18 protein-coding genes, 1 pseudogene and 1 riboswitch are annotated in these 20,346 nt (G+C 69.4%); of the genes and pseudogenes, 8 read left to right on the forward strand and 11 right to left on the reverse strand.

Going from position 1 to position 20,346, the window contains the following annotated elements:
* A pseudogene (locus G531_RS26165) lies at window positions 1-312 on the forward strand (HNH endonuclease); the annotation flags it as partial.
* A gap of 68 nt (window positions 313-380) precedes the next feature.
* On the opposite strand, the gene G531_RS0112965 reads toward G531_RS26165, so the two are convergent.
* The 7 genes from G531_RS0112965 to dxr all read right to left on the reverse strand — a co-directional run bounded on the left by G531_RS0112965 (window position 381) and on the right by dxr (window position 8,426).
* Window positions 381-1,208: a TSUP family transporter gene (locus G531_RS0112965; protein ID WP_245630539.1), complete on the reverse strand. Its 828-nt coding sequence runs from the start codon at window positions 1,206-1,208 to the stop codon at window positions 381-383.
* 9 nt (window positions 1,209-1,217) lie between these two features.
* Window positions 1,218-1,787 (reverse strand): maltokinase N-terminal cap-like domain-containing protein, encoded by a 570-nt coding sequence (locus G531_RS0112970; protein ID WP_145978771.1) that lies wholly within the window; start codon window positions 1,785-1,787, stop codon window positions 1,218-1,220.
* A gap of 126 nt (window positions 1,788-1,913) precedes the next feature.
* The gene (locus G531_RS0112975) at window positions 1,914-3,686 is read right to left on the reverse strand and encodes a proline--tRNA ligase (RefSeq protein WP_026927584.1); all 1,773 of its coding nucleotides are present in this window, start codon (window positions 3,684-3,686) and stop codon (window positions 1,914-1,916) included.
* A gap of 84 nt (window positions 3,687-3,770) precedes the next feature.
* A complete protein-coding gene (locus G531_RS0112980) occupies window positions 3,771-4,655 on the reverse strand; it encodes a GNAT family N-acetyltransferase (protein WP_051215459.1) in 885 nt (294 codons plus the stop codon).
* 25 nt (window positions 4,656-4,680) lie between these two features.
* On the reverse strand, window positions 4,681-5,829 hold the full coding sequence (ispG, locus tag G531_RS0112985) for a flavodoxin-dependent (E)-4-hydroxy-3-methylbut-2-enyl-diphosphate synthase (protein WP_035758863.1): 1,149 nt from the start codon (window positions 5,827-5,829) through the stop codon (window positions 4,681-4,683).
* 47 nt (window positions 5,830-5,876) lie between these two features.
* Window positions 5,877-7,166, reverse strand: coding sequence for a M50 family metallopeptidase (locus G531_RS0112990; protein WP_026927587.1), 1,290 nt, complete (start codon window positions 7,164-7,166; stop codon window positions 5,877-5,879).
* A 9-nt stretch (window positions 7,167-7,175) separates the two neighbouring features.
* Window positions 7,176-8,426, reverse strand: coding sequence for a 1-deoxy-D-xylulose-5-phosphate reductoisomerase (gene dxr / locus G531_RS0112995; protein ID WP_026927588.1), 1,251 nt, complete (start codon window positions 8,424-8,426; stop codon window positions 7,176-7,178).
* Between the two features lie 49 nt (window positions 8,427-8,475).
* Here dxr and G531_RS0113000 point away from each other — a divergent pair, with 49 nt between their 5' ends.
* Window positions 8,476-9,873: a sigma 54-interacting transcriptional regulator gene (locus G531_RS0113000; protein ID WP_026927589.1), complete on the forward strand. Its 1,398-nt coding sequence runs from the start codon at window positions 8,476-8,478 to the stop codon at window positions 9,871-9,873.
* Between the two features lie 15 nt (window positions 9,874-9,888).
* On the opposite strand, the gene G531_RS0113005 is transcribed toward G531_RS0113000, so the two are convergent.
* On the reverse strand, window positions 9,889-11,076 hold the full coding sequence (locus G531_RS0113005) for an MFS transporter (protein ID WP_026927590.1): 1,188 nt from the start codon (window positions 11,074-11,076) through the stop codon (window positions 9,889-9,891).
* A gap of 49 nt (window positions 11,077-11,125) precedes the next feature.
* On the reverse strand, window positions 11,126-12,838 hold the full coding sequence (gene thiC / locus G531_RS0113010) for a phosphomethylpyrimidine synthase ThiC (protein WP_026927591.1): 1,713 nt from the start codon (window positions 12,836-12,838) through the stop codon (window positions 11,126-11,128).
* Window positions 12,835-12,945, reverse strand: a riboswitch (TPP riboswitch). Its footprint overlaps the gene before it by 4 nt.
* 60 nt (window positions 12,946-13,005) lie before the next feature.
* On the opposite strand from thiC, the gene G531_RS0113015 reads away from it, so the two are divergent.
* A complete protein-coding gene (locus G531_RS0113015) occupies window positions 13,006-14,991 on the forward strand; it encodes a vWA domain-containing protein (RefSeq protein WP_026927592.1) in 1,986 nt (661 codons plus the stop codon).
* 4 nt (window positions 14,992-14,995) lie between these two features.
* Here the strand turns inward: G531_RS0113015 and ykgO are convergent, their stop codons facing one another.
* Window positions 14,996-15,118: a type B 50S ribosomal protein L36 gene (ykgO, locus tag G531_RS0113020; protein WP_026927593.1), complete on the reverse strand. Its 123-nt coding sequence runs from the start codon at window positions 15,116-15,118 to the stop codon at window positions 14,996-14,998.
* Between the two features lie 35 nt (window positions 15,119-15,153).
* Window positions 15,154-16,251 (reverse strand): CobW family GTP-binding protein, encoded by a 1,098-nt coding sequence (locus G531_RS0113025; protein ID WP_026927594.1) that lies wholly within the window; start codon window positions 16,249-16,251, stop codon window positions 15,154-15,156.
* A 106-nt stretch (window positions 16,252-16,357) separates the two neighbouring features.
* Between G531_RS0113025 and rpmB the strand changes: the two genes are divergently transcribed.
* The 5 genes from rpmB (at window position 16,358) to G531_RS0113050 (ending at window position 20,315) form a co-directional block, all read left to right on the forward strand.
* On the forward strand, window positions 16,358-16,594 hold the full coding sequence (gene rpmB, locus G531_RS0113030) for a 50S ribosomal protein L28 (RefSeq protein WP_026927595.1): 237 nt from the start codon (window positions 16,358-16,360) through the stop codon (window positions 16,592-16,594).
* Window positions 16,594-16,764 (forward strand): 50S ribosomal protein L33, encoded by a 171-nt coding sequence (gene rpmG / locus G531_RS0113035; RefSeq protein ID WP_026927596.1) that lies wholly within the window; start codon window positions 16,594-16,596, stop codon window positions 16,762-16,764. The genes rpmB and rpmG overlap by 1 nt, the downstream gene beginning before the upstream one ends.
* The gene (rpsN, locus tag G531_RS0113040) at window positions 16,764-17,069 is read left to right on the forward strand and encodes a 30S ribosomal protein S14 (RefSeq protein WP_026927597.1); all 306 of its coding nucleotides are present in this window, start codon (window positions 16,764-16,766) and stop codon (window positions 17,067-17,069) included. The genes rpmG and rpsN overlap by 1 nt, the downstream gene beginning before the upstream one ends.
* 85 nt (window positions 17,070-17,154) lie before the next feature.
* Window positions 17,155-17,985, forward strand: a complete 831-nt coding sequence (locus G531_RS0113045; protein WP_026927598.1) for an alpha/beta fold hydrolase — start codon at window positions 17,155-17,157, stop codon at window positions 17,983-17,985.
* 98 nt (window positions 17,986-18,083) lie between these two features.
* A complete protein-coding gene (locus G531_RS0113050) occupies window positions 18,084-20,315 on the forward strand; it encodes an ATP-binding protein (RefSeq protein ID WP_026927599.1) in 2,232 nt (743 codons plus the stop codon).
* Window positions 20,316-20,346 lie beyond the last annotated feature (31 nt).

Below are 20,346 nucleotides of genomic sequence, written 5' to 3' on the forward strand. Positions count from 1 at the left end.
CGGATCCAGGAGGCGCGCAACCCGTCCTGTGTGTTCCCGTTCTCGGGGATCTCCAGCCGGTACTGCGACCTGGACCACACGATCCCGTTCGATCACCAGGCACCGGCCGGGGCCGGGCAAACCAGCCTGGCCAACACCGCACCCCTGAGCCGGAAAGCCCATCGCGCCAAAACTCACGCCGGCTGGCGACTCGACCAACCCGAACCCGGCCTCTACCAATGGACCTCACCGGCCGGCTTCCAATACACCGTCACCCCCCACGGCACCATCGCCCACCCGGCCCCCACGCGGGACCACCAGGCAGCCGCCTGACCACACCCCACGAGGCCACACCCCGCCGGCACCCGGCCAGCGGGGCCCGCAGGCTGCCCGCGCCGGGATCAGCCGAAGAATTGGTGGTAGGTGTCGTAGGACAGCCGGACGGCCAGGATCGTGATCACCACGAGGAAGACCCGTCGGATGAACCGGTTGCCGAACCGCAGCGCCATCCGGGCTCCGATCAGGCCGCCGGTGAGATTCGCCGCGGCCATGCAGCCGCCCAGCAGCCACAGCACTTCGCCGTGGAATCCGAAGACGAGGATCGAGGCCACATTGGTCGTCAGGTTGGCGACCTTGGCGTACGCGGTGGCCTGGAGGAACCCGTAGCCGAGCAGGGCCACGATGGCGATCACGAAGAAGGAGCCGGTTCCCGGGCCCAGGGCCCCGTCGTAGAACCCGATCACCAGTCCGATCAGGCATACCCGCACGATGTGCGCGGCCCCGGAGTGCAGTTCCCGATGCTCCAGACCGAGGTTGGGCTTGCGTACGGTATAGATGCCGACCGCGATGATCGCGACCAACACGATGGGCGTCATCCACGCCTTCGGCAGGTAGCGCGCCAGCGAGGACCCGAGCGCGGAGCCGGCGAACGCACACCCGATCAGCGGCAGCACGGTGGCCCACTTGAGGCGGACCCGCCGCAGGTAGGTCACCGTCGCGATCAGGGTGCCTGCCGCCGAGGACAGTTTGTTGGTACTGAGGATGTACGGGGGTGGGGTGCTGTCGGGCAGCATGATCATCAGGCTCGGCAGCTGGATCAGGCCACCGCCGCCGACGACGGCGTCGACCCACCCGGCCGCGAACGCGATCGCCACCAAGGTGAAGAGAATCGCCAGGGGCACCCCCACGCCGGGAGTGCCCGAAGGGATCATTACCTCCAGCGGCAGCACCGCCGCAGTCTACTCCACCGGTGGGCGGCTCCCCGGGATGATCGTGGCCAGCAACACCTCGTCGTCCTGGCCGGGCCAGGTGCCGAACAGCATGCCGTTCGACGTCCGCTCGGAAGGATCAACCTCGAGGTCGGGCTGCAGATCGAACACGAGGAGCCCGCCCATCAGCGGTACGAGGACCGAGCCTTCGCTCAGTCCCGGGTTCGCCGCCCCGGCCACCGACGGGGCCTCCTCGTCGGACATCCCGGTCCCGCGAACATTGGCCACCCGTTCGGTGATCTCGGAGCCGTCGCGCATGTCGACATGACGGGCTCCGACGCCAGCACCGACGATCGTGTCCACCAATTGGGTGAGGAACTCGGTGTCGGACATGCCGCCGTAGACCCATCGGCGCCCGAGCACCGAGTGATCGATCACCAGTAACTCATCGAGGGCCTCGTGCGGTACTCCTCGGTAGGTCAGCGGGACCTGGAGCAATCGCCCCGTGTCGTCGGTGACGAGATGGACCTCCATCCCGACGTCGCCGCCGGGGTCATCGAAGCGATAGGAGGCGAGCAGCGTGAGCGAATCAGCGCTCACACCTGGGTCCGGACCGTGTTCGCGGAGGTACGCCGCGACGGCCTCGGGCTTGGACGGATACAACTCTGCATCAGGATATATTTCAGCCATACCCAAGCCTATGACCCGGCATTCCGGGCTCTGCGGTCACCCCCGACCGATCTCCGCCAGCACCTCATCCACTGCCGAATCAACCGAAACCTCGCGCTTGTCACCGGTACGCCGGTCGCGGATCTCGACGACCCCATCCACCAGCCCCCGGCCGACCACGACCGAGGTCGGCATCCCCAGCACCTCGGCATCGGCGAACTTCACCCCGGGCGACGCCTTCCGGTCATCCAGCAGTACGCGGACGCCCCGGGCCACCAGCGCCTCGGCGATCTCGGTGGCCTTGGCCAGGACCTCTTCGCCCTTGCCGGTGGCCAGTACCTGCACGTCGTAGGGGGCCAGCGTCCGCGGCCAGACCAGGCCCTTCTCGTCGCAGGTCGCCTCGGCCACCGCCGCCACGGCCCGGGAGACCCCGATCCCGTAGGACCCCATGGTGACCGTGGCCTGCTTGCCGTTCTGGTCCAGCACCTTCAGCCCGAGCGCGTCGGCGTACTTGCGACCGAGCTGGAAAATGTGACCCATCTCAATCCCGCGGGCCAGTTGCAGTTCGCCGGAGCCGTCGGGAGCCGGGTCGCCGGCGCGGATCTCGGCGACATCGATCAGCCCGTCGGCGGTGAAGTCCCGGCCACAGACCAGATCGACCACGTGCTTGCCGGACTCGTCCGCACCGGTCACCCAGGCGGTGCCCTCCCCCACCCGCGGATCGACCAGGTACCGGATCCGGCCCGGATCGGGGGCGGCCCCCTCGGCGACCTCTCCCAGGCCCAGCGCACCCGGGCCGAGGTAGCCCTTGACCAGATTCGGGTACTCCTTGAAGTCAGCCTCGGTGAACGCCTCGACCGCGGCCGGCTCGACGTGGGCCTCCAGGCGCTTCGCCTCGACCTCGCGATCACCGGGCAGGCCGATCGCCAGCGGTTCCCGGGTGCCATCGGGATGGCGCAGCATCACCAGCACGTTCTTCAGCGTGTCGGCCGCGGTCCAGGCACGATCGGCCCGGGGGTGCCGCTGGTTCAGCAGCGTGACCAGGGCCTCGATGGTCGGGGTGTCGGGGGTGTCCACGACCCGCGCGGCGGGCGCATCGTCATAGGGCACCGCGGGGACCGGCGCGATCCGGACCGCCTCGACGTTGGCCGCGTACCCGCCCGGGGAGCGGACGAAGGTGTCCTCGCCGTTCTCGGCGACGGCGAGGAATTCCTCCGACTGCGAGCCGCCCATCGCCCCGGACATGGCCTCGACGATGACGTAGTCGAATCCGAGCCGGTCGAAGATCTTGATGTACGCCTGCCGGTGCCGGTCGTAGGAGCGCTGCAGGCCCTCGTCGTCAATGTCGAAGGAGTAGGAGTCCTTCATGATGAACTCACGCCCGCGCAGCAGGCCGGCCCGGGGCCGCGCCTCATCGCGGTACTTGATCTGAATCTGGTACAGCGCCAGCGGCAGATCCTTGTAGGAGGAGTAGAGATCCTTCACCAGCAGGGTGAACATCTCCTCATGAGTGGGCCCCAGCAGCAGGTCGGCGTCCTTGCGGTCGGTGAGCCGGAACAGGTTCGGCCCGTACTCGGTCCACCGGTTGGTCGCCTCGTAGGGTTCCCGCGGCAGCAGTCCGGGGAACCGGACCTCCTGCGCGCCGATCGCGTTCATCTCCTCGCGGACGATCTTCTCGACGTTCTGCAGCACCTGGAGGCCGAGCGGGAGCCAGCTGTAGATGCCCGGGGCGACGCGACGGATGTACCCGGCGCGGACCAGCCAGCGGTGGCTGGGCACCTCGGCATCGGCCGGGTCCTCCCGCAGGGTCCGGACGAACAGTTCCGACAACCGCGCCAACTGGCTCACAGGCACTCCTCCGACTCTCGACGCTCCGGCCCGCCCGGGTTCGCCAGGAGGCAGCCTAGCGTCGAGTCAGTAGAGAACCGTCGCGAAGTCCCCGGTCTGGGCGAACCCGACCCGCCGATAGGTCGCGATCGCGCGGGTATTGAAGTCGTTGACGTACAGCGAGATCACCGGATACCGCTCCCGGGCCAGGCGCACCACGCTCGCCACCGCGGGAGCGGCCAGTCCCTGACCGCGCAGTTCGGGATCCAGCCAGACCCCCTGGACCTGGGCGACGCCGCCGCAGACCGAGCCCAGATCCGACTTGAACAGCACCCGGCCGCCCTCCACGATCCCGAAGGCCCGGCCCTGTTCGATGATCCGCCGCACGTACGCCCGGTACGGCCCGGAGTCCCCGTTGCTGATCGGAGACACCCCGACCTCCTCGGTGTACATCTCCACCGCGGCGCGGAAGTAGGGCCCCAGCAGCTCCGGGCCGATCCGGCGTACCCGGGGATCCCCGGGCACCAGCGGATCCCGGTTGATCGCCATCATCGGTTGGTGCGCCCGCACTTCCCGTACGCCCGCCCAGGGCTGCCCCCAGCGCAGCGCGAGTCGACGCCACAGTTCGAGCACCGTGGCCGAGCGGCCCACGATCGAGGTGGCAAGCCGCTTGCCGGTGCAGATCTCCACGAAGGTGTCCAGCACCGCCGAACCGAGTGCGGTGGCCGGGTCGGCGTTCACCGGCACCAGGTTGGCGCCCTGGTGCAGCAGGGACACCAGATCCTCACCGACGAAGTAGCCCCAGACCGGGCAGCCCAGCCGCCACGGCTCCAAGCCGTACTGCTCCACCCGGGCCGCGACGAAGACGTGGTCGATCGGGTCGGTGTCCAGCAGCTTCCGGACCCGGGGCAGGTCCCGGTCGGTCAGCATGCGGGTCGAGTGCTCGTCCGCGCCGCTGTGCTGGTTCACCATGCCGCCACCCTAGTGGCGGGGCACCTCAGTGCACCGACACTTCGGGGGAACCGGACTCCTCCATCGAGTCGGCCATCCGCAGCGCCTCCTCGATCAGGGTCTCCACGATGTCGGCCTCCTTGACGGTCTTGATCACCTCACCGTGCACGAAGATCTGCCCCTTGCCGTTGCCGGAGGCCACCCCGAGGTCGGCCTCGCGCGCCTCTCCCGGACCGTTCACCACACAGCCCATCACCGCGACCCGCAGCGGGACCGTCAGCCCTTCCAGCCCGGCGGTGACCTTCTCAGCCAGGGTGTAGACGTCGACCTGCGCGCGCCCGCACGAGGGACAGGAGACGATCTCCAGCTTGCGCGGCCGCAGATTCAGCGACTCCAGGATCTTCGTGCCGACCTTGACCTCCTCGACCGGATCGGCCGACAGGGAGACCCGGATGGTGTCCCCGATGCCCTGGCTGAGCAGCGCCCCGAACGCGGTCGCGGACTTGATCGTGCCCTGGAACGCCGGTCCGGCCTCGGTCACGCCCAGGTGCAGCGGGTAGTCGCAGGCCGCCGCCAACTGCTGGTACGCCTTGATCATGACGACCGGATCGTGGTGCTTGACCGAGATCTTGAAGTCCCGGAAGCCGACCTCCTCGAACAGCGAGGCCTCCCACAGCGCCGATTCGACCAGCGCCTCCGGGGTCGCCGAGCCGTACTTGGCCAGCAGCCGCTTGTCCAGCGAGCCGGCGTTCACCCCGATCCGCAGGGACACCCCGGCATCGGTGGCCGCCTTGGCGATGTCGGCGACCTTGTCGTCGAAGGCCTTGATGTTGCCCGGGTTGACCCGGACCGCGGCGCAGCCGGCGTCGATCGCGGCGAAGACGTAGCGCGGGTTGAAGTGGATGTCGGCGATCACCGGGATCTGCGAGTGCTTGGCGATCTCGGGCAGCGCCTCGGCGTCGTCCTGGCTCGGCACCGCCACCCGGACGATGTCGCAGCCGGCCGCGGTCAACTGGGCGATCTGCTGCAGGGTGGCGTTCACATTGGTGGTCTGGGTGGTCGTCATCGACTGCACCGAGATGGGTGCGTCGCCGCCGACCAGCACGTCCCCGACGCGGATCTGCCGACTCACCCGGCGCGGTGCGACCACCGGGGGCTCCTCGCGTACCTGGGGTGCGGGCAGATCAATCGCCATGGGTGCTTCCTTCTGTGATGAGTCCGACGGGTCCAGCCTAGCCCTGCTCAGAACAGGGTGACCGGAGAGAAGATGTCTGCTGCCACCAGGACGACCCCCGAAATGGCAATGAACGCGAACACCGCGTACGCCACCGGCAGCATCTTGGCGGTGTCGATGAAGCCCGGATCGGGCCGCCGGAAGATCCGGGCTCCCTGGCGGCGGATCCACTCGACGATCACGCCGAGGATGTGCCCGCCGTCCAGCGGCAGCAACGGCACCAGGTTGAACAGGCCGACGAACAGGTTCACATTGCCCAGCAGGGTGAAGAAGGTCGCGACCTTGTCCGCCCCGGTCATCTGGTCGGTCGAGCTGACCTCACCGGCCACCCGGGAGGCGCCGACGATGCTCATCGGGCCGTTGACGTCGCGCGGTTGGCCGGTGACCAGGTCCACCGCGGTGTTCCAGACCCGGACCGGGAACTGGCCCAGCGCGATCACCGATTGGCTGGTCATCGTCCACATCTGGTTCAGCGTGCCCGCCGGCCCGAGGTGCACCTTCTCGGTGGTCGGGCTGACGCCGAGGAACCCGGCCTCGATCGTCTTCGACGGGTCGAGCTTGTCCTGGACCCCGGTGATCATGGTGTTCCCCGGGGTCAGGTCGACCTGCCGGCCGTCGCGCTCGACGGTGATCCGGGCGCTGCGGTCCAGGTTGCCGCGGATGATCTCCTGCAGGTGCTCCCAGTCGCGTACCGGTTCCCCGTTGAACGCGACGATCCGGTCCCCGGGCAGCATGCCCATCTGCGCGGCCGGCGCGATCGGGTCACCGGGCTGACAGGTCTGGTCGGTCCGGTCGGCGGTGACCACGCACTGGCTGACACTGGCGACGGTGAGCTGGGGCTGGTAGATGCCGTGGATCCCGAACACGCCCCACAGGATCACGAAGGCCAGGATCAGATTGGTCGCCGGCCCGGCAAGCATGACGATGAGCTTCTTCCAGCTCTTCTGCTGATACATCAGCCGCCCGTCGTCCTCGGGCTTGATGTCTTCCCATTCCGCGGCCCGGGAGTCCTCGATCAGCGTCATCACCGGGTTGGTGTTCCCGCGGACCTTGCCGTTCTTCGGCGGGTACATCCCGACCAGCTTGACGTAACCGCCCAGCGGGAGCGCCTTCAGGCCGTACTCGGTCTCGCCGCGCCGGAACGACCACAGCGTCTTGCCGAACCCGACGAAGTACTCGGTGACCTTCACCCCGAAGATCTTGGCCGGGACCATGTGCCCGAACTCGTGCAGCGAGACCGACAACATGATCAGGGCGAAGAACACGATCGCCCCGATGATGTAGATCACGGTGTCCAACGGTGTCTCCTAGGCGCAGATGTCCGCGGCGCGTGCGCGAGCCCACGCATCGGCCGCCAGGACGTCATCGATGGTCACCCGATCGGCGCCCACCAACCCCGCTCCCCGGGGCCTGCTCGATAATACGTCGCCACCGGCCGGTTCCGGATTTTCGGCGTTGGCCACATGCTCGTCCAGGACTCGCGCGATGGTGTCGACGATGCCGAGGAAGCTGAGCGTGCCGGCGCAGAACGCGTCGACGCAGGCCTCGTTGGCGGCGTTGAACACCGCCGGGGCGGTGCCGCCGAGCTGACCGGCGCGGCGGGCCAGGTCGACTGCCGGGAACGCCTCGTGATCCAGGGGTTCGAACGTCCAGCTCGCCGCCTGGGTCCAGTCGATCGGCGCGGACGCGTTCGCCAGCCGGTCCGGCCAGCTCAGCGACAACGCGATCGGCAGCCGCATGTCCGGCGGGGAGCACTGGGCGATGGTGGAGCCGTCGTGGAACTCGACCATCGAATGCACGATCGACTGCGGATGGACCACCGGCTCGATCAGGTCCAGGTCGATGTCGTAGAGCAGGCCCGCCTCGAGCAGTTCCAGGCCCTTGTTGACCAGCGTGGCGGAGTTGATCGTGATCACCCGGCCCATGTTCCAGGTGGGGTGCTTCATCGCCTGCTCCGGGGTCACCTCGGTCAGTTCCTCCCGGCGGCGGCCCCGGAAGGGACCACCGGAGGCGGTCAGGATCACCCGCCGGACCTCCTGCGTACGCCCGGCGCGCAGGCACTGGGCGATCGCCGAATGCTCCGAATCGACCGCGATCAACTGCCCCGGCGCCGCCTTGTCGGTGACCAGGCGCCCGCCGATCACCAGGGATTCCTTGTTCGCCAGGGCGAGCTTGGTGCCGGCCTCCAGGGTGGCCAGGGTCGCGGTCAGCCCGGCGGCACCGGTGATCGCGTTCATCACCAGATCGCACGGCAGCCGGGCCGCTTCCAGGTTGGCCTCGGGCCCGGCGACGATCTTCGGCAGCGTCATCTCCCCGGTCGCCCAGCCGCGCTGTTTCGCCGCGGCGTACAGGGCCAATTGCAGGTCCTGCACCGCGGTCGGCCGCGACAGCGCCACCAGCGGCGGGGCGAACTCCAGGATCTGCTCGGCCAACAGCGGGATGTTCGAGCCGCCCGCGGTGAGGGCGGCCACCCGGAATTGGTCACGTCGCTCCCGGATCACGTCGAGGGTCTGGGAACCGATCGATCCGGTACTACCGAGAATCACGATGTCGCGCACGATCCCAGTCTTCCATCCCGGCCGTTGGCACCGCGCGTACAGTGATCGCGTGAGCGAACCCACCAGCAACCGCCCCACCATCGCCACCGTCGGTGAGCTGCGCGCCTCGGGGCATCGGTACCGGACCCTGCGCGAGGAGATCCGGGAAAATCTGCTCGCCGCGCTGCGGGCGGGGCAGGATCCCTGGCCGGGCATGCACGGTTTCGAGAACACCGTGCTCCCCCAGCTCGAGCGCGCGATCCTGGCCGGTCACGACATCGTTCTGCTCGGGGAACGCGGTCAGGGCAAGACCCGCCTGCTGCGCACCCTGGTCGGCCTGCTCGACGAGTGGACCCCGGTGATCGCCGGGTCCGAGATCGGCGAGCACCCCTACCACCCGATCACCGCCGGCGGCCGGCGTCGGGCCGCCGAGGCCGGCGACGAGTTGCCCGTGGAGTGGCGCCATCGCAGCGAGCGGTACGCCGAGAAACTGGCGACCCCGGACACCTCGGTCGGGGACCTGATCGGTGACGTCGACCCGATCAAGGTGGCCGAGGGCCGCAGTCTGGGCGACCCCGAGACGATCCATTTCGGCCTGATTCCGCGCAGCCACCGGGGCATCGTCGCGATCAACGAGCTGCCCGACCTGGCCGAACGGATCCAGGTCGCGCTGCTGAACGTGATGGAGGAACGCGACATCCAGATCCGCGGCTATGTGCTGCGGCTGCCGCTGGATGTGCTGGTGGTGGCCAGTGCGAACCCGGAGGACTACACCAACCGCGGCCGGATCATCACCCCGCTGAAGGACCGTTTCGGTGCCGAGATCCGCACCCACTACCCGCTGGAGATCGCCGACGAGGTCAAGGTGATCCGGCAGGAGGCCAACCTGGTCGCCGAGGTGCCCGACGCCCTGATCGAGGTGCTGGCGCACTTCACCTGGGAATTGCGCGGTTCGAGCGCCGTCGACCAGCGCTCGGGCGTGTCGGCCCGCTTCGCGATCGCCGGGGCCGAGACCGTGGCCGCGGCGGCCCTGCACCGGGCGACGATCCGCGGGGAGGCCGAGGCGGTGGCCCGACCGGTCGACCTGATCCCGGCGGTGGAGGTCCTCGGCGGCAAGATCGAATTCGAGCTCGGCGAGGACGGCCGGCAGGACCAGATCCTGACCCACCTGCTGCGGACCGCGACGATGGACACCGTGCACGAACGGCTGTCCGGGCTGGATTTCGCCGAGCTCGTCCGCGCGCTGGACGGATCCACCCTGATCACCACCGGGGACCGGGTGACCGCGGCGGAACTCCTGGCGGCGCTGCCCGAACTCGAGGGTGACCTCTACGACCGGATCGCCGACCGGCTGGATGCCCGGACCCCGGCGCAACGGGCCAGCGCGATCGAGCTGGCCCTGGAGGGGCTGTACCTGTCCCGCCGGATCAGCAAGGACACCGGCGGCGGGGAGACCATCTACGGCTGAGCGCGCCGGGGCCGATCACCCGAAGCGCAGTACGCTGCGCAGCCCGAGCAGGGCGACGACGGCGACCGCGATCGCGAAGATCACCCCGGCCGGGATCAGGCCGAGCAGGTTCGCCAGGACGCCGACCGCGACCACCGGCAGCGAGATCGCGATGTAGGCGATGATGAAGTAGCTGGTGGTGGCCTCGGTGCGATGGGCGGGTTCGGTGACCGTGGTGACCGCCCGCAGCCCGGTCATGAACAGCAGTCCCTGGCCGACGCCGCCGAGGGCGGTCGCCACCAGCAGCAGGACCAGCGAGGGCGCCAGCAGCGCAAGGATCAGCACCACCATGCTGACCGCGAGCGCGATGGATCCGACCGTGATCAGCGTCCGATCGCTGTAGTTCCGCAGCCCGATCTGGCCGACCGCCGAGGTCAGGAACAGCAGCGAGACCACGGTCCCGATCAGGGCGGGCTGGTGCACCTGCAGCACCTGGGTCATGAAGTTCGGGGTGACTGCGGAGTGCATCCCGGAGACGGCGAAGCCGAGGAAGGCGCCCAGCACCGCGGGACCGAAGATGCCCCGGGCCTCGGTCGGGATCCGGGGCAGCTGCAGCCGGAACCGGCTGGGGTCGCTGGTGATCCGTTCCCGCACCGCCAGCAGCGCCACCCCGGCCAGCACCAGCAGCACCGCATGGACCACGAACGGCGTCGGCAGCGGGGACCGGGCCCACTGCGCGATCAGCCCCGAGACGAGGATGCCCAGGCCGAGGCCGCCGATATTGGCGGCGGTGGCGACCGCGCTGCCCAGCCGGCCGTGCTTCGGCGGCGCATTCTCCAGGACCGCGACGGTGCCGGTGGCGGTGAAGATTCCCGCCGCCAGCCCGGACAGGATCCGGCCCACGAACAGCAGCCAGAGTTGCGAGAATTGCTGCCCGGCCAAGAAGCAGAACGCCGAGAGCAGGGCCGACACGACCGCGGCGAGCAGGACCGGCCGGCGCCCCAGCGCGTCGGAGAGCCGGCCGAACAGCACCAGGGTCGCGATCACGCCTCCGGCGTACACCGCGAACAGGACGGTGGTGGTGAGGCCGCCGAACCCGAACCGCTCCTGGAACAGCGGGTACAGCGGGGTCGGCAGCGTGGTGCCCATCATCACCACCGCGAAGACGTACGCCGAAGCGGCCAGCGATCCGGCCGTACCGGGCCGCTCCGAACGTACTGTCATGCCCACTCCTTCGTGCCGGCCCCACTCCTCGTGCCGACGGTCGGCTACGTTACCGCCGGTCGGCACCTCCGTCGGTGAGATAGACGGTGGCACCGAGTTCGACGAACTCCCGGGACTTGGCGGCCATCCCGGCCAGCACGTCGGCGTGGTTGTCCCGGATGTCCTGGCTGATCCGCATTGAGCAGAACTTCGGACCGCACATCGAGCAGAAGTGTGCCGTCTTCGCGCCCTCGGCCGGCAGCGTCTCGTCGTGGAACCCGATCGCGGTGTCCGGATCCAGTGACAGCGCGAACTGGTCCCGCCAGCGGAACTCGAAGCGCGCCTTGGACAGGGCGTCGTCGCGCACCCGGGCGCCCGGATGCCCCTTGGCGATGTCGGCGGCGTGCGCGGCGATCTTGTAGGTGATCACCCCGGTCTTCACGTCGTCCCGGTTGGGCAGGCCGAGATGTTCCTTGGGGGTGACGTAGCACAGCATCGCGGTGCCGTGCTGGGCGATGACCGCCGCACCGATCGCGGAGGTGATGTGGTCGTAGCCGGGAGCGATGTCGGTCACCAACGGGCCGAGGGTGTAGAACGGGGCCCCGTCGCACCACTCCTGCTGCAGCCGGACGTTTTCGGGGACCAGGTCGAGCGGCACGTGGCCCGGTCCCTCCACCATCACCTGCACGTCGTACGCCCAGGCGCGCCGGGTCAGTTCGGCCAGCGTACGCAGCTCGGACAGTTGCGCCTCGTCGTTGGCGTCGGCGACCGAACCGGGCCGCAGTCCGTCGCCGAGGCTGAAGGCGATGTCGTACTGGGCGAAGATCTCGCACAGCTCGTCGAAGTGGGTGTAGAGGAAGGATTCCTCGTGGTGGGCCAGGCACCAGCCGGCCATGATCGATCCGCCGCGGCTGACGATCCCGGTGACCCGTTGCGCGGTCAGCGGCACATAGCGCAGCAGGACGCCGGCGTGGATCGTCATGTAGTCCACGCCCTGCTCGGCCTGCTCGATCACGGTGTCGCGGAAGACCTCCCAGGAGAGGTCCTCGGCGCGACCGTCGACCTTCTCCAGGGCCTGGTAGATCGGCACCGTGCCGATCGGGACCGGGGAGTTGCGCACGATCCATTCCCGGGTGGTGTGGATGTCGTCGCCGGTGGACAGGTCCATCACGGTGTCGGCGCCCCACCGGGTCGCCCAACTGAGTTTGGCGACCTCCTCCTCGATCGAGGAGGTGACCGCGGAGTTGCCGATGTTGGCGTTCACCTTGGTGAGGAAGCGGCGCCCGATGATCATCGGCTCGGACTCGGGATGGTTGATGTTCGCCGGAATGATCGCCCGGCCGGCGGCGACCTCGCTGCGGACGAGTTCGACGTCGACGTTCTCGCGCAGCGCGACGTAGCGCATCTCCGGGGTGACCCGGCCCTGGCGGGCGTAGTGCAGTTGCGTCACGGTACGCCCGGCGCTGGCCCGCAGCGGCCGGCGGCGAGCGCCCCGCCACTGCTCGGAGGCGGCACCGCGCCGGACCGCCGAGCGGCCGTCGTCGTGCAGGGACGGCTCGCGGCCCGCGTACTCGGTGACGTCCGCGCGGTCGAGGATCCACGCGGTGCGCTGGTCGGGCAACCCGAGCGCGGGATCACTGCCGGGCCCGGCGGTGCGGTAGAGGTGCACCTCGGAGTTGGCGTGACCATCGGGGGAATCGTCGAGGCTGACCGCGGTGACCGGCACGCGGACGTCACCGTCGACGAGGTATTGCAGGTGATGCTTGGGATGGATCTCGGACATCGAGAGTCCTCACTTCCTTCGCCGGTATGACCCGGACAGGTTCGGACGGTCCCGAGCGGCGTCGGCTCGATCTCAGCCCTCTGCCGAGGGCTCCCGTGTGGGTGCGGCCACCCTAGCTCATGCCCGGTGACCGCAATCGGCATTGGGCCCCCGCGTACGCTGGGCGCATGTCAGGCCGTCAGGACAATCAGGGCCGCCACGAGCATCGCGGCTTCGCCCGGTACGGGCGCTATCTGGGTGGGCCGGATCCGCTCGCGCCGCCGGTCGACATCGCCGATGCGCTGGCCGACATCGGCCGCGAGGTGATGGAGGGCACCAGTCTGCGCCGGGCCCTGCAGGAGTACCTGCGCCGCGGCGGCCGCGATCGCGGCCTGGACGATCTGGCCCGCCAGGTGGCCCGGAAGCGATCGGAGTTGCTGCGCCGGCACAAGCTGGACGGCACGCTGAGCGAGATCCGGGAGTTGCTGGATCGGGCCGTGCTCGCCGAGCGCAAGCAGCTGGCCCGCGACCTCGACGACGACGCCCGGTTCGCCGAGATGCAACTGGAGAACCTGCCCAGCCGCACCTCCGAGGCGGTCAACGAGTTGCGCGACTACCAGTGGCGCAGCCCCGAGGCGCGGCAGGCGTACCAGCAGATTGCCGACCTGATGGGCCGCGAGGCCCTCGATCAGCGCTTCGCCGGGATGAAGCAGGCGCTGCAGAACGCGACCGAGGCGGACCGGCAGGCGGTCAACGAGATGCTGGCCGACCTGAACCAGCTGCTCGAGGCGCACGCCCGGGGCGAGGACACCGACCAGCAGTTCGCCGATTTCATGGCCAAGCACGGGGAGTTCTTCCCGGAGAATCCGCAGACCATCGACGAACTGCTGGACGCCCTGGCCCAGCGGGCGGCGGCCGCGCGGCGGATGCGAAACTCGCTCACCCCCGAACAGCGCGCGGAACTGGACGCGCTGACCGAGCAGGCCTTCGGCTCCCCCGAACTGAGCCAGGCGCTGTCCCGGCTGGACAACAACCTGATGAACCTCCGCCCGGACCAGGACTGGTGGGGCGAGGAGGGCTTCGAGGGTGAGCAGGGCCTGGGCATGGGCGAGGCGACCGGGGTGATGCAGCAGTTGTCCGAGCTGGATCAGTTGTCCGAGCAGCTCTCCCAGGAGTACGCCGGGGCGAGCCTGGACGACATCGACCTGGACACCCTGATGCGCCAGCTCGGCGCCGAGGCCGGCGTGGACGCCCAGCGGCTGCGGGACCTGGAGAAGGCGCTGCGGGACTCGGGCTACCTGGAACGCGGCTCCGATGATGTGCTGCGGCTGTCCCCCAGGGCGATGCGGCAGCTCGGCAAGACCCTGCTGAAGGATGTCGCCGACCGGATCGCCGGGCGCGGCGGGCAACGCGACACCCGGACCGCCGGGGCCGCCGGGGAACGGACCGGCTCCAGTCGCGCCTGGGAGTTCGGCGACACCGAACCGTGGGATGTCACCCGGACGGTGTCCAATGCGGTCGCGCGGACCGTGGCCGAGGGGGGTGACCCGCGGGCGGGCGTACGGCTGGGGCTGGATGATGTCGAGGTCACCGAGACCGAGGCCCGGACCCGGGCGGCGGTGGCGCTGCTGGTCGACACCTCGTTCTCGATGGTGATGGAGGGCCGGTGGCTGCCGATGAAGCAGACCGCGCTGGCGCTGCATCAGTTGATCACCACCCGGTTCCGCGGGGATGAGCTGACCCTGATCGGGTTCGGTCGCGAGGCGATGGCGATGGACATCGCCGAGCTGACCGCGCTGCCGGGAGCGCGCAGTCAGGGCACCAACCTGCATCATGCGCTGATGCTGGCCAACCGGTTCTTCCGGCGGAATCCGACCGCGCAGCCGGTGCTGCTGATCGTGACCGACGGCGAGCCGACCGCGCACCTGGAGCCGGACGGGGAGGCGTACTTCGACTATCCGCCGGCCCCGCACACGATCGCGGTCACGGTCCAGGAACTCGATGCCGCGATGCGCCTGGGCAGCCAGATCACCTTCTTCCGGCTGGGCGGTGATCCGGGGCTGGAACGCTTCCTCGACGAACTCGCCCGCCGGGTCGAGGGCCGGGTCGTGGCCCCCCAGTTGGATGATCTGGGGGCCGCGGTCGTCGGGTCCTACCTGTCCGACCGCGGCTGACCCGTCAGCCCTGGCGGGCCTTCAGGCGCGGGTTGCGCTTGTTGATCACGAACGTACGCCCGCGGCGGCGGACGATCTGGGCGCCGGGCTGCAGCTTCAGCGCGCGCAGGGAATTGCGGACTTTCATGGTTCTCCTCGGACGGGAATGATGGTGGGGCGGGTTCAGGCGGCGCGTTCGATCGGGCCGAGCCAGGGTTCCAGCCCGTCCCAGATCTCTTCCCAGACCTGACCCCGGGTGGCGATCTCGGTGTCGGTGAGCAGGCAGCGATGGAACGCGGCCTCGATCTCCCGGTGCCCGTCGTCGCCGGCCAGCCCGACCACCGTGATCCGGGTCTGCCGGCGCGCGGCACCCCAGTTCTGGGTGGAGCCGACACTGGCCTGGCCGCCGGCGCTGTCCCACGCGCAGATCGCGTCGGGCCGGGTGGGCAACCAGAAGCAGCCCCGGGCGCGCCGCGGTCCGGAGCCGAGGGTCTCGATCTCCTCGTACAGCCGGCCGGGGTGGAAGGGCCGGTCGGAGTGGAGGTCGAGGCGCCACACGCCGGCCTCCGGCAGCGGCGGGAGCGGGCCCACGCGTACCTCGTCGATCCAGCCCTCCGACGCCCGGGACCGGTGTACGCCGGCGGCCAGCGCGGGCGCATCCAGCAGGCACGGATCGGCGACCAGTGGGACGCGCGGGCGCGCCAGGGCGGTGAGCAGGGCCAGTTCGTCGTGCTCGGGCAGCTGGGTGAGACAGACCACGTCGGCGTACTCCACCATCGCGGTCGCCACCTCGGCGACGCCGCGGTCATCATCGACGGCGGTGGCCAGGCCGCGTTCCCCGAGCGCCTCGTCCCCGAGCAGATCCTCGCTGATCGTGGCCCCGTCCAGCGCGGTCACCACCGCGGCGACCGTCACATGCGGGGCGTTGCCGGGAGCCCAGGACAGCACCCGGCAGACCTGGTTCGCCTCCGCGGTGACCGGCAGGCAGGCCACGATGCTGGTCCACTTTCCCTGCGCGGCCAGTCGCTCCAGGGTCGGCACGATGTCCTCCCGGATGGCGCAGGTGATGCAGGTGTGGGCGAGGTTGATCTCCTCGTGCTCGATCACCCCGGTGATGTCGCCGACCACACGGGTCAGAATCTCCCGCTCGGCATCGATGGTGTGCATCACGCCGACGGCGCCGGGCAGCCCGAGCTGCAGCGAGATGCTGGCCGAGGCCACCGCGCCCTCCTGGATGCCGCTGATCAGGATCACCGGCACCTGACGACGCCCCACCTTCATCGCGCCTCCTTGCGGCCGGCACCGTAACGGCGATGGACGGTTTGCTTCATCGTGAAACTCCCTGCAGACTATTGAGAATGATTGTCATTCTAAACGAAGGGACGCCATGTCACGCAAATGTCAGGTGACCGGAGCCGAACCGGCGTTCGGCAACGCGGTCTCCCACTCCCATCGACGCACCCGCCGGCGGTGGAACGTGAATGTGCAGAGCAAGCGGTACTGGGTGCCGTCGCTGGGCCGCAACGTCACGCTGCAGGTCAGTGCGCGCGGGATCAAGACCATCGACCAGCGCGGCATCGAGGCCGTGGTCCGGGATCTGCAGGGTCGCGGGGTGAAGCTCTGATGGCGAAAAAGGGTTCGGAGGTCCGGCCGATCATCAAGCTCCGCTCCTCGGCGGGGACCGGCTACACCTACGTCACCAAGAAGAACCGGCGCAACGATCCGGACCGGTTGGTGCTGCGCAAGTACGACCCGGTCGTACGCCGACACGTGGAATTCAAGGAGCAACGCTGATGGCCAAGAAGTCGAAGATCGTCGCCAACCAGAAGCGACAGGTCCTGGTCGAGCGCTATCGGGAACGCCGCGCCGAGCTGCGGGCCGCCGCCCGGGACACCTCGCTGGATCTGGCGGACCGGATGGCAGCCGGCCGGGCACTGGCGAAGCTGCCGCGGGATTCCTCCCCCAGCCGGGTCCGCAACCGCGACCAGGTGGACGGGCGGCCCCGGGCGTACCTGCGCAAGGCCGGCCTCTCCCGGGTGAACTTCCGGGAAGCCGCACACCGGGGGGATCTGCCGGGAATCACCAAGTCGAGCTGGTGAACAGTCGCTCTCGGGCGATATCGGTACGCCACTCGCCGGGGTTAGCGTGAACACGATCAATCCCGAGTGAACCGAGGTGGCAGCGATGCCCGAGATCGAGTTACCGTCCGGACCGTTGGAGTACGGGGACACCGGCGGCCCGGGCCCGGTGATCGTGCTCGCCCACGGCGTACCGATGGACGGACGCTGCTGGCGCAAGGTGGTGCCGCTGCTGGGTCAGTACCGGGTCGTGACCCCAACGCTACCGATGGGTGGGCACCGCCGGCCGATGCGGGCCGATGCCGACCTCTCCCAGGAAGGGATGGCCGCCCTGCTGGGGGACTTTCTGGACGCCCTGGAACTCAGCGACGTGACGCTGGTCCTGAACGACTGGGGTGGCGGGCAGTTCCTGATCAATCAGGACCGCACCGATCGGGTGGCCCGGCTGGTCCTGGCCACCTGTGAGGCGTTCGACAACTTCCCGCCCGCCCCCGTCCGGCCGATGAGTGCGATGGGCAAGCGGGTGCCAGGCGTCCTGTGGCTGTTCCTGCAACTGATGCGGGTACGCAGGTTCCGCCGGATGCCCGCCGGCTACGGCGGGATGTCGGTGACCGGGATTCCCGACGACCTGCTGCAGGACTGGTTCACCCCGGCCCGCAAGGATCCGGAGATCCGGCGCGACTTCGTCAAGTTCTTCGTCGGCGCACCGCCGCCGGAGCGACTCGACGACCTGGCCGCCGGGTGGAGCGCCTTCGCCGGGCCGGTGCTGGTGGTGTGGGCCGAGCAGGACCGGCTGATGCCGGCCGACCACGGTCCCCGACTGGCCGACCACTACCCCGACGCCCGGCTGGTCCGGTTACCTGGCTCCTCCACTCTGATCGGCGAGGACCAACCCGAACGGTTCGCCGAGTTGCTGACCGACTTCGTCGCCGCCTGAGCAACTGCGCGGCCCGAATTTCCCCGGGAGTATCCTTGGTCCACTTGCCGGGGATGTGTCCCAGCTCACACACCGGCTGCACGAGGAAGTGAGGACGCGTGGCCGGCGACGCCGAGATTCTGTTCGGACGCCAGGAGGACCTGGCAACCGTGACCCGGCTGTTGGAGTCTTCGCGCCTGGTGACGATCACCGGGCCGGGCGGAATCGGCAAGACCAGCCTTGCCGTCCGGATCACCGAACACCTCCGGCCGACCGTGGTCGATCTGACCGCCATTCACTCCGCCGGCGAGGTCGCCGCGCAGATCGCGCGGACCCTCGGCGTCTCGGAGAGTTCGGCCCGGCCACCCCAGGAGCAGGTAGCGCGCCATCTCGGTGCCGCCCCGGCGCTGTTGTTGCTGGACAACTGCGAACACGTGGCCGACGGAGTGGCCGATTTCCTCACCGCTGTCCTGCCCAAGTGCTCGGGGTTGCGCGTACTGACGACCAGCACCGTGGTTCTGGAGGTCCGCGGCGAACAGGTCTATGAGCTCCCGCCGCTGTCGGTGCCGGCGCCGACCGATGACTTCGCCCGCATCCTGGAACATGCCTCGGTGCAGGTGCTGATCGCGCGTACGCGGGCGGTTGCCCCCGGCTTCGAGGTGACCGAGGAGAACTGTCAGCAGGTCGCTGAATTGTGTCGTCGCCTGGACGGCATGCCGCTGGCGGTGGAACTGGCCGCCATCCGGCTCCGCGTCCTCTCGGTCGACGAGTTGACCAAGCGGCTGGACCACCGCTTCGCCCTGCTGAATCACGGCAACCGGAACGCCCCCGATCGACACCGGACCCTGCGCGCCCTGGTCGCCTGGAGTTTCGAACGCTGCAGCCCGGCCGAGCGGCTGCTGTGGGCCCGCCTCTCGGTGTTCCGGGGCAGCTTTTCCCTGGACGCCGCCGAGCACGTGTGCACATCCCCGGACGTAGCGCCCGAGGACATCCTCGATGTCATCGATGGCTTGGTGGCGAAGTCGGTCCTGGTCGTGGACCGGGCCACCCGGGGCCAGGTCCGCTATCGGCAGTTGGCGACCATCCGCGACTACGGCACCGAGCTGCTGACCGAGCGCGGTGAACGGGCCATGGTGCACGACCGGCTGTTGGAATTCTGCCTGGACCGCGCCGATCAGCGAGTGGCGAGCTGGTGCAGCGACAGCCAGGCCACCTCACTGCGCACCTGGCGGGTGGAACACCCCACCATCCTGGCCGCCTTCGAATGGGCGATGGAAGATCCGTCCCGCCACAACCAGGCGGCAGAACTGATGGTGCAGCTTCGCTACCACTGGATCGCCGGCGGACAGCTGAGCGACGGCCGTCGCTGGGCCGATCGGATCCTGAACACCGCCGAACTCCCCGCGGTCCAGCGCGGCCACGTGCTCGCGGTGGCCGCCTGGATCGCGCTGATCCAGGGGGACCGGGAGTCCGCCCGGGCGTACCTCGACGAGGCCGAACCCCTGCGCGCCGCGACCGGAGACGAGTTCCTCGGCGCCCGGCTCGAGGCCTGGACCGGTCTGCTGCTGCTGTTCAGCGGGCAGGTGGAGGCGGCAGTCGACACGTACGCCCGGGCGATCCCGGTGCTGTCGGCGCACGGGGACGACGGGTCGGCACAGATGGCGACCTTCCAGATGGCGATGGCACAGGTCTACAGCGACCGGCTCGATGATGCCCTGGCCACCTGCCGGGACCAGATCGCGTGGTGCCGGTCAACCGGTGAGCAGTGGGATCTGGCGTACGCGCTGTGGGTGCAGGGCATCGCCCTGTGGCGCCGCGGCGAATCGGACGCCGCCCGAACCAGCGCCCGGCAGGCGCTGCAGATCCAGGAGTCCTTCGAGGACGGCATCTGTATCGCCCTGGTCCTGCTCCTGCTGACCTGGATCATGGGCAAGCGGTCCCCGCAGTCGCGGCAACTGTCCTGTGCCGCCGATCGGGTGTGGCAGATCCTGGGCACCTCGGCGGCCGCCTTCGGGCCGCACCTGCACCGGCATCATCAGCAGTTCACTCCCCCGCCGCTGACCGGCGGCACGCCACCCCGGACCCGCGGCGAGGCCGTCACGCTCGGGCTCGCGCTCAGCGAACCGACCTCGGCCAAGGCTGCTAGCAATCTCACGGCCCGGGAGGAGCAGGTGCTGACCCACTTGGTCGAGGGCCGCAGTAACCGGGAGATCGCCGCCGAGCTCGTCCTTAGCCCGCGTACGGTCGAGGGCCACGTCGAGAACGTGCTGGCCAAACTGCATCTGCGCTCCCGCGCCGAGGTACCGGCGTGGTTCGTCCGGCATCGCGATCCGGGGGCCGTAGTCACGTAGATCTACGGGGGTGCCCGACGCTCCCCGCTCA

Origin of the sequence: Granulicoccus phenolivorans DSM 17626 = NBRC 107789 = JCM 15570, from assembly GCF_000423085.1 — a bacterium.
Classification (GTDB): domain Bacteria; phylum Actinomycetota; class Actinomycetes; order Propionibacteriales; family Propionibacteriaceae; genus Granulicoccus; species Granulicoccus phenolivorans.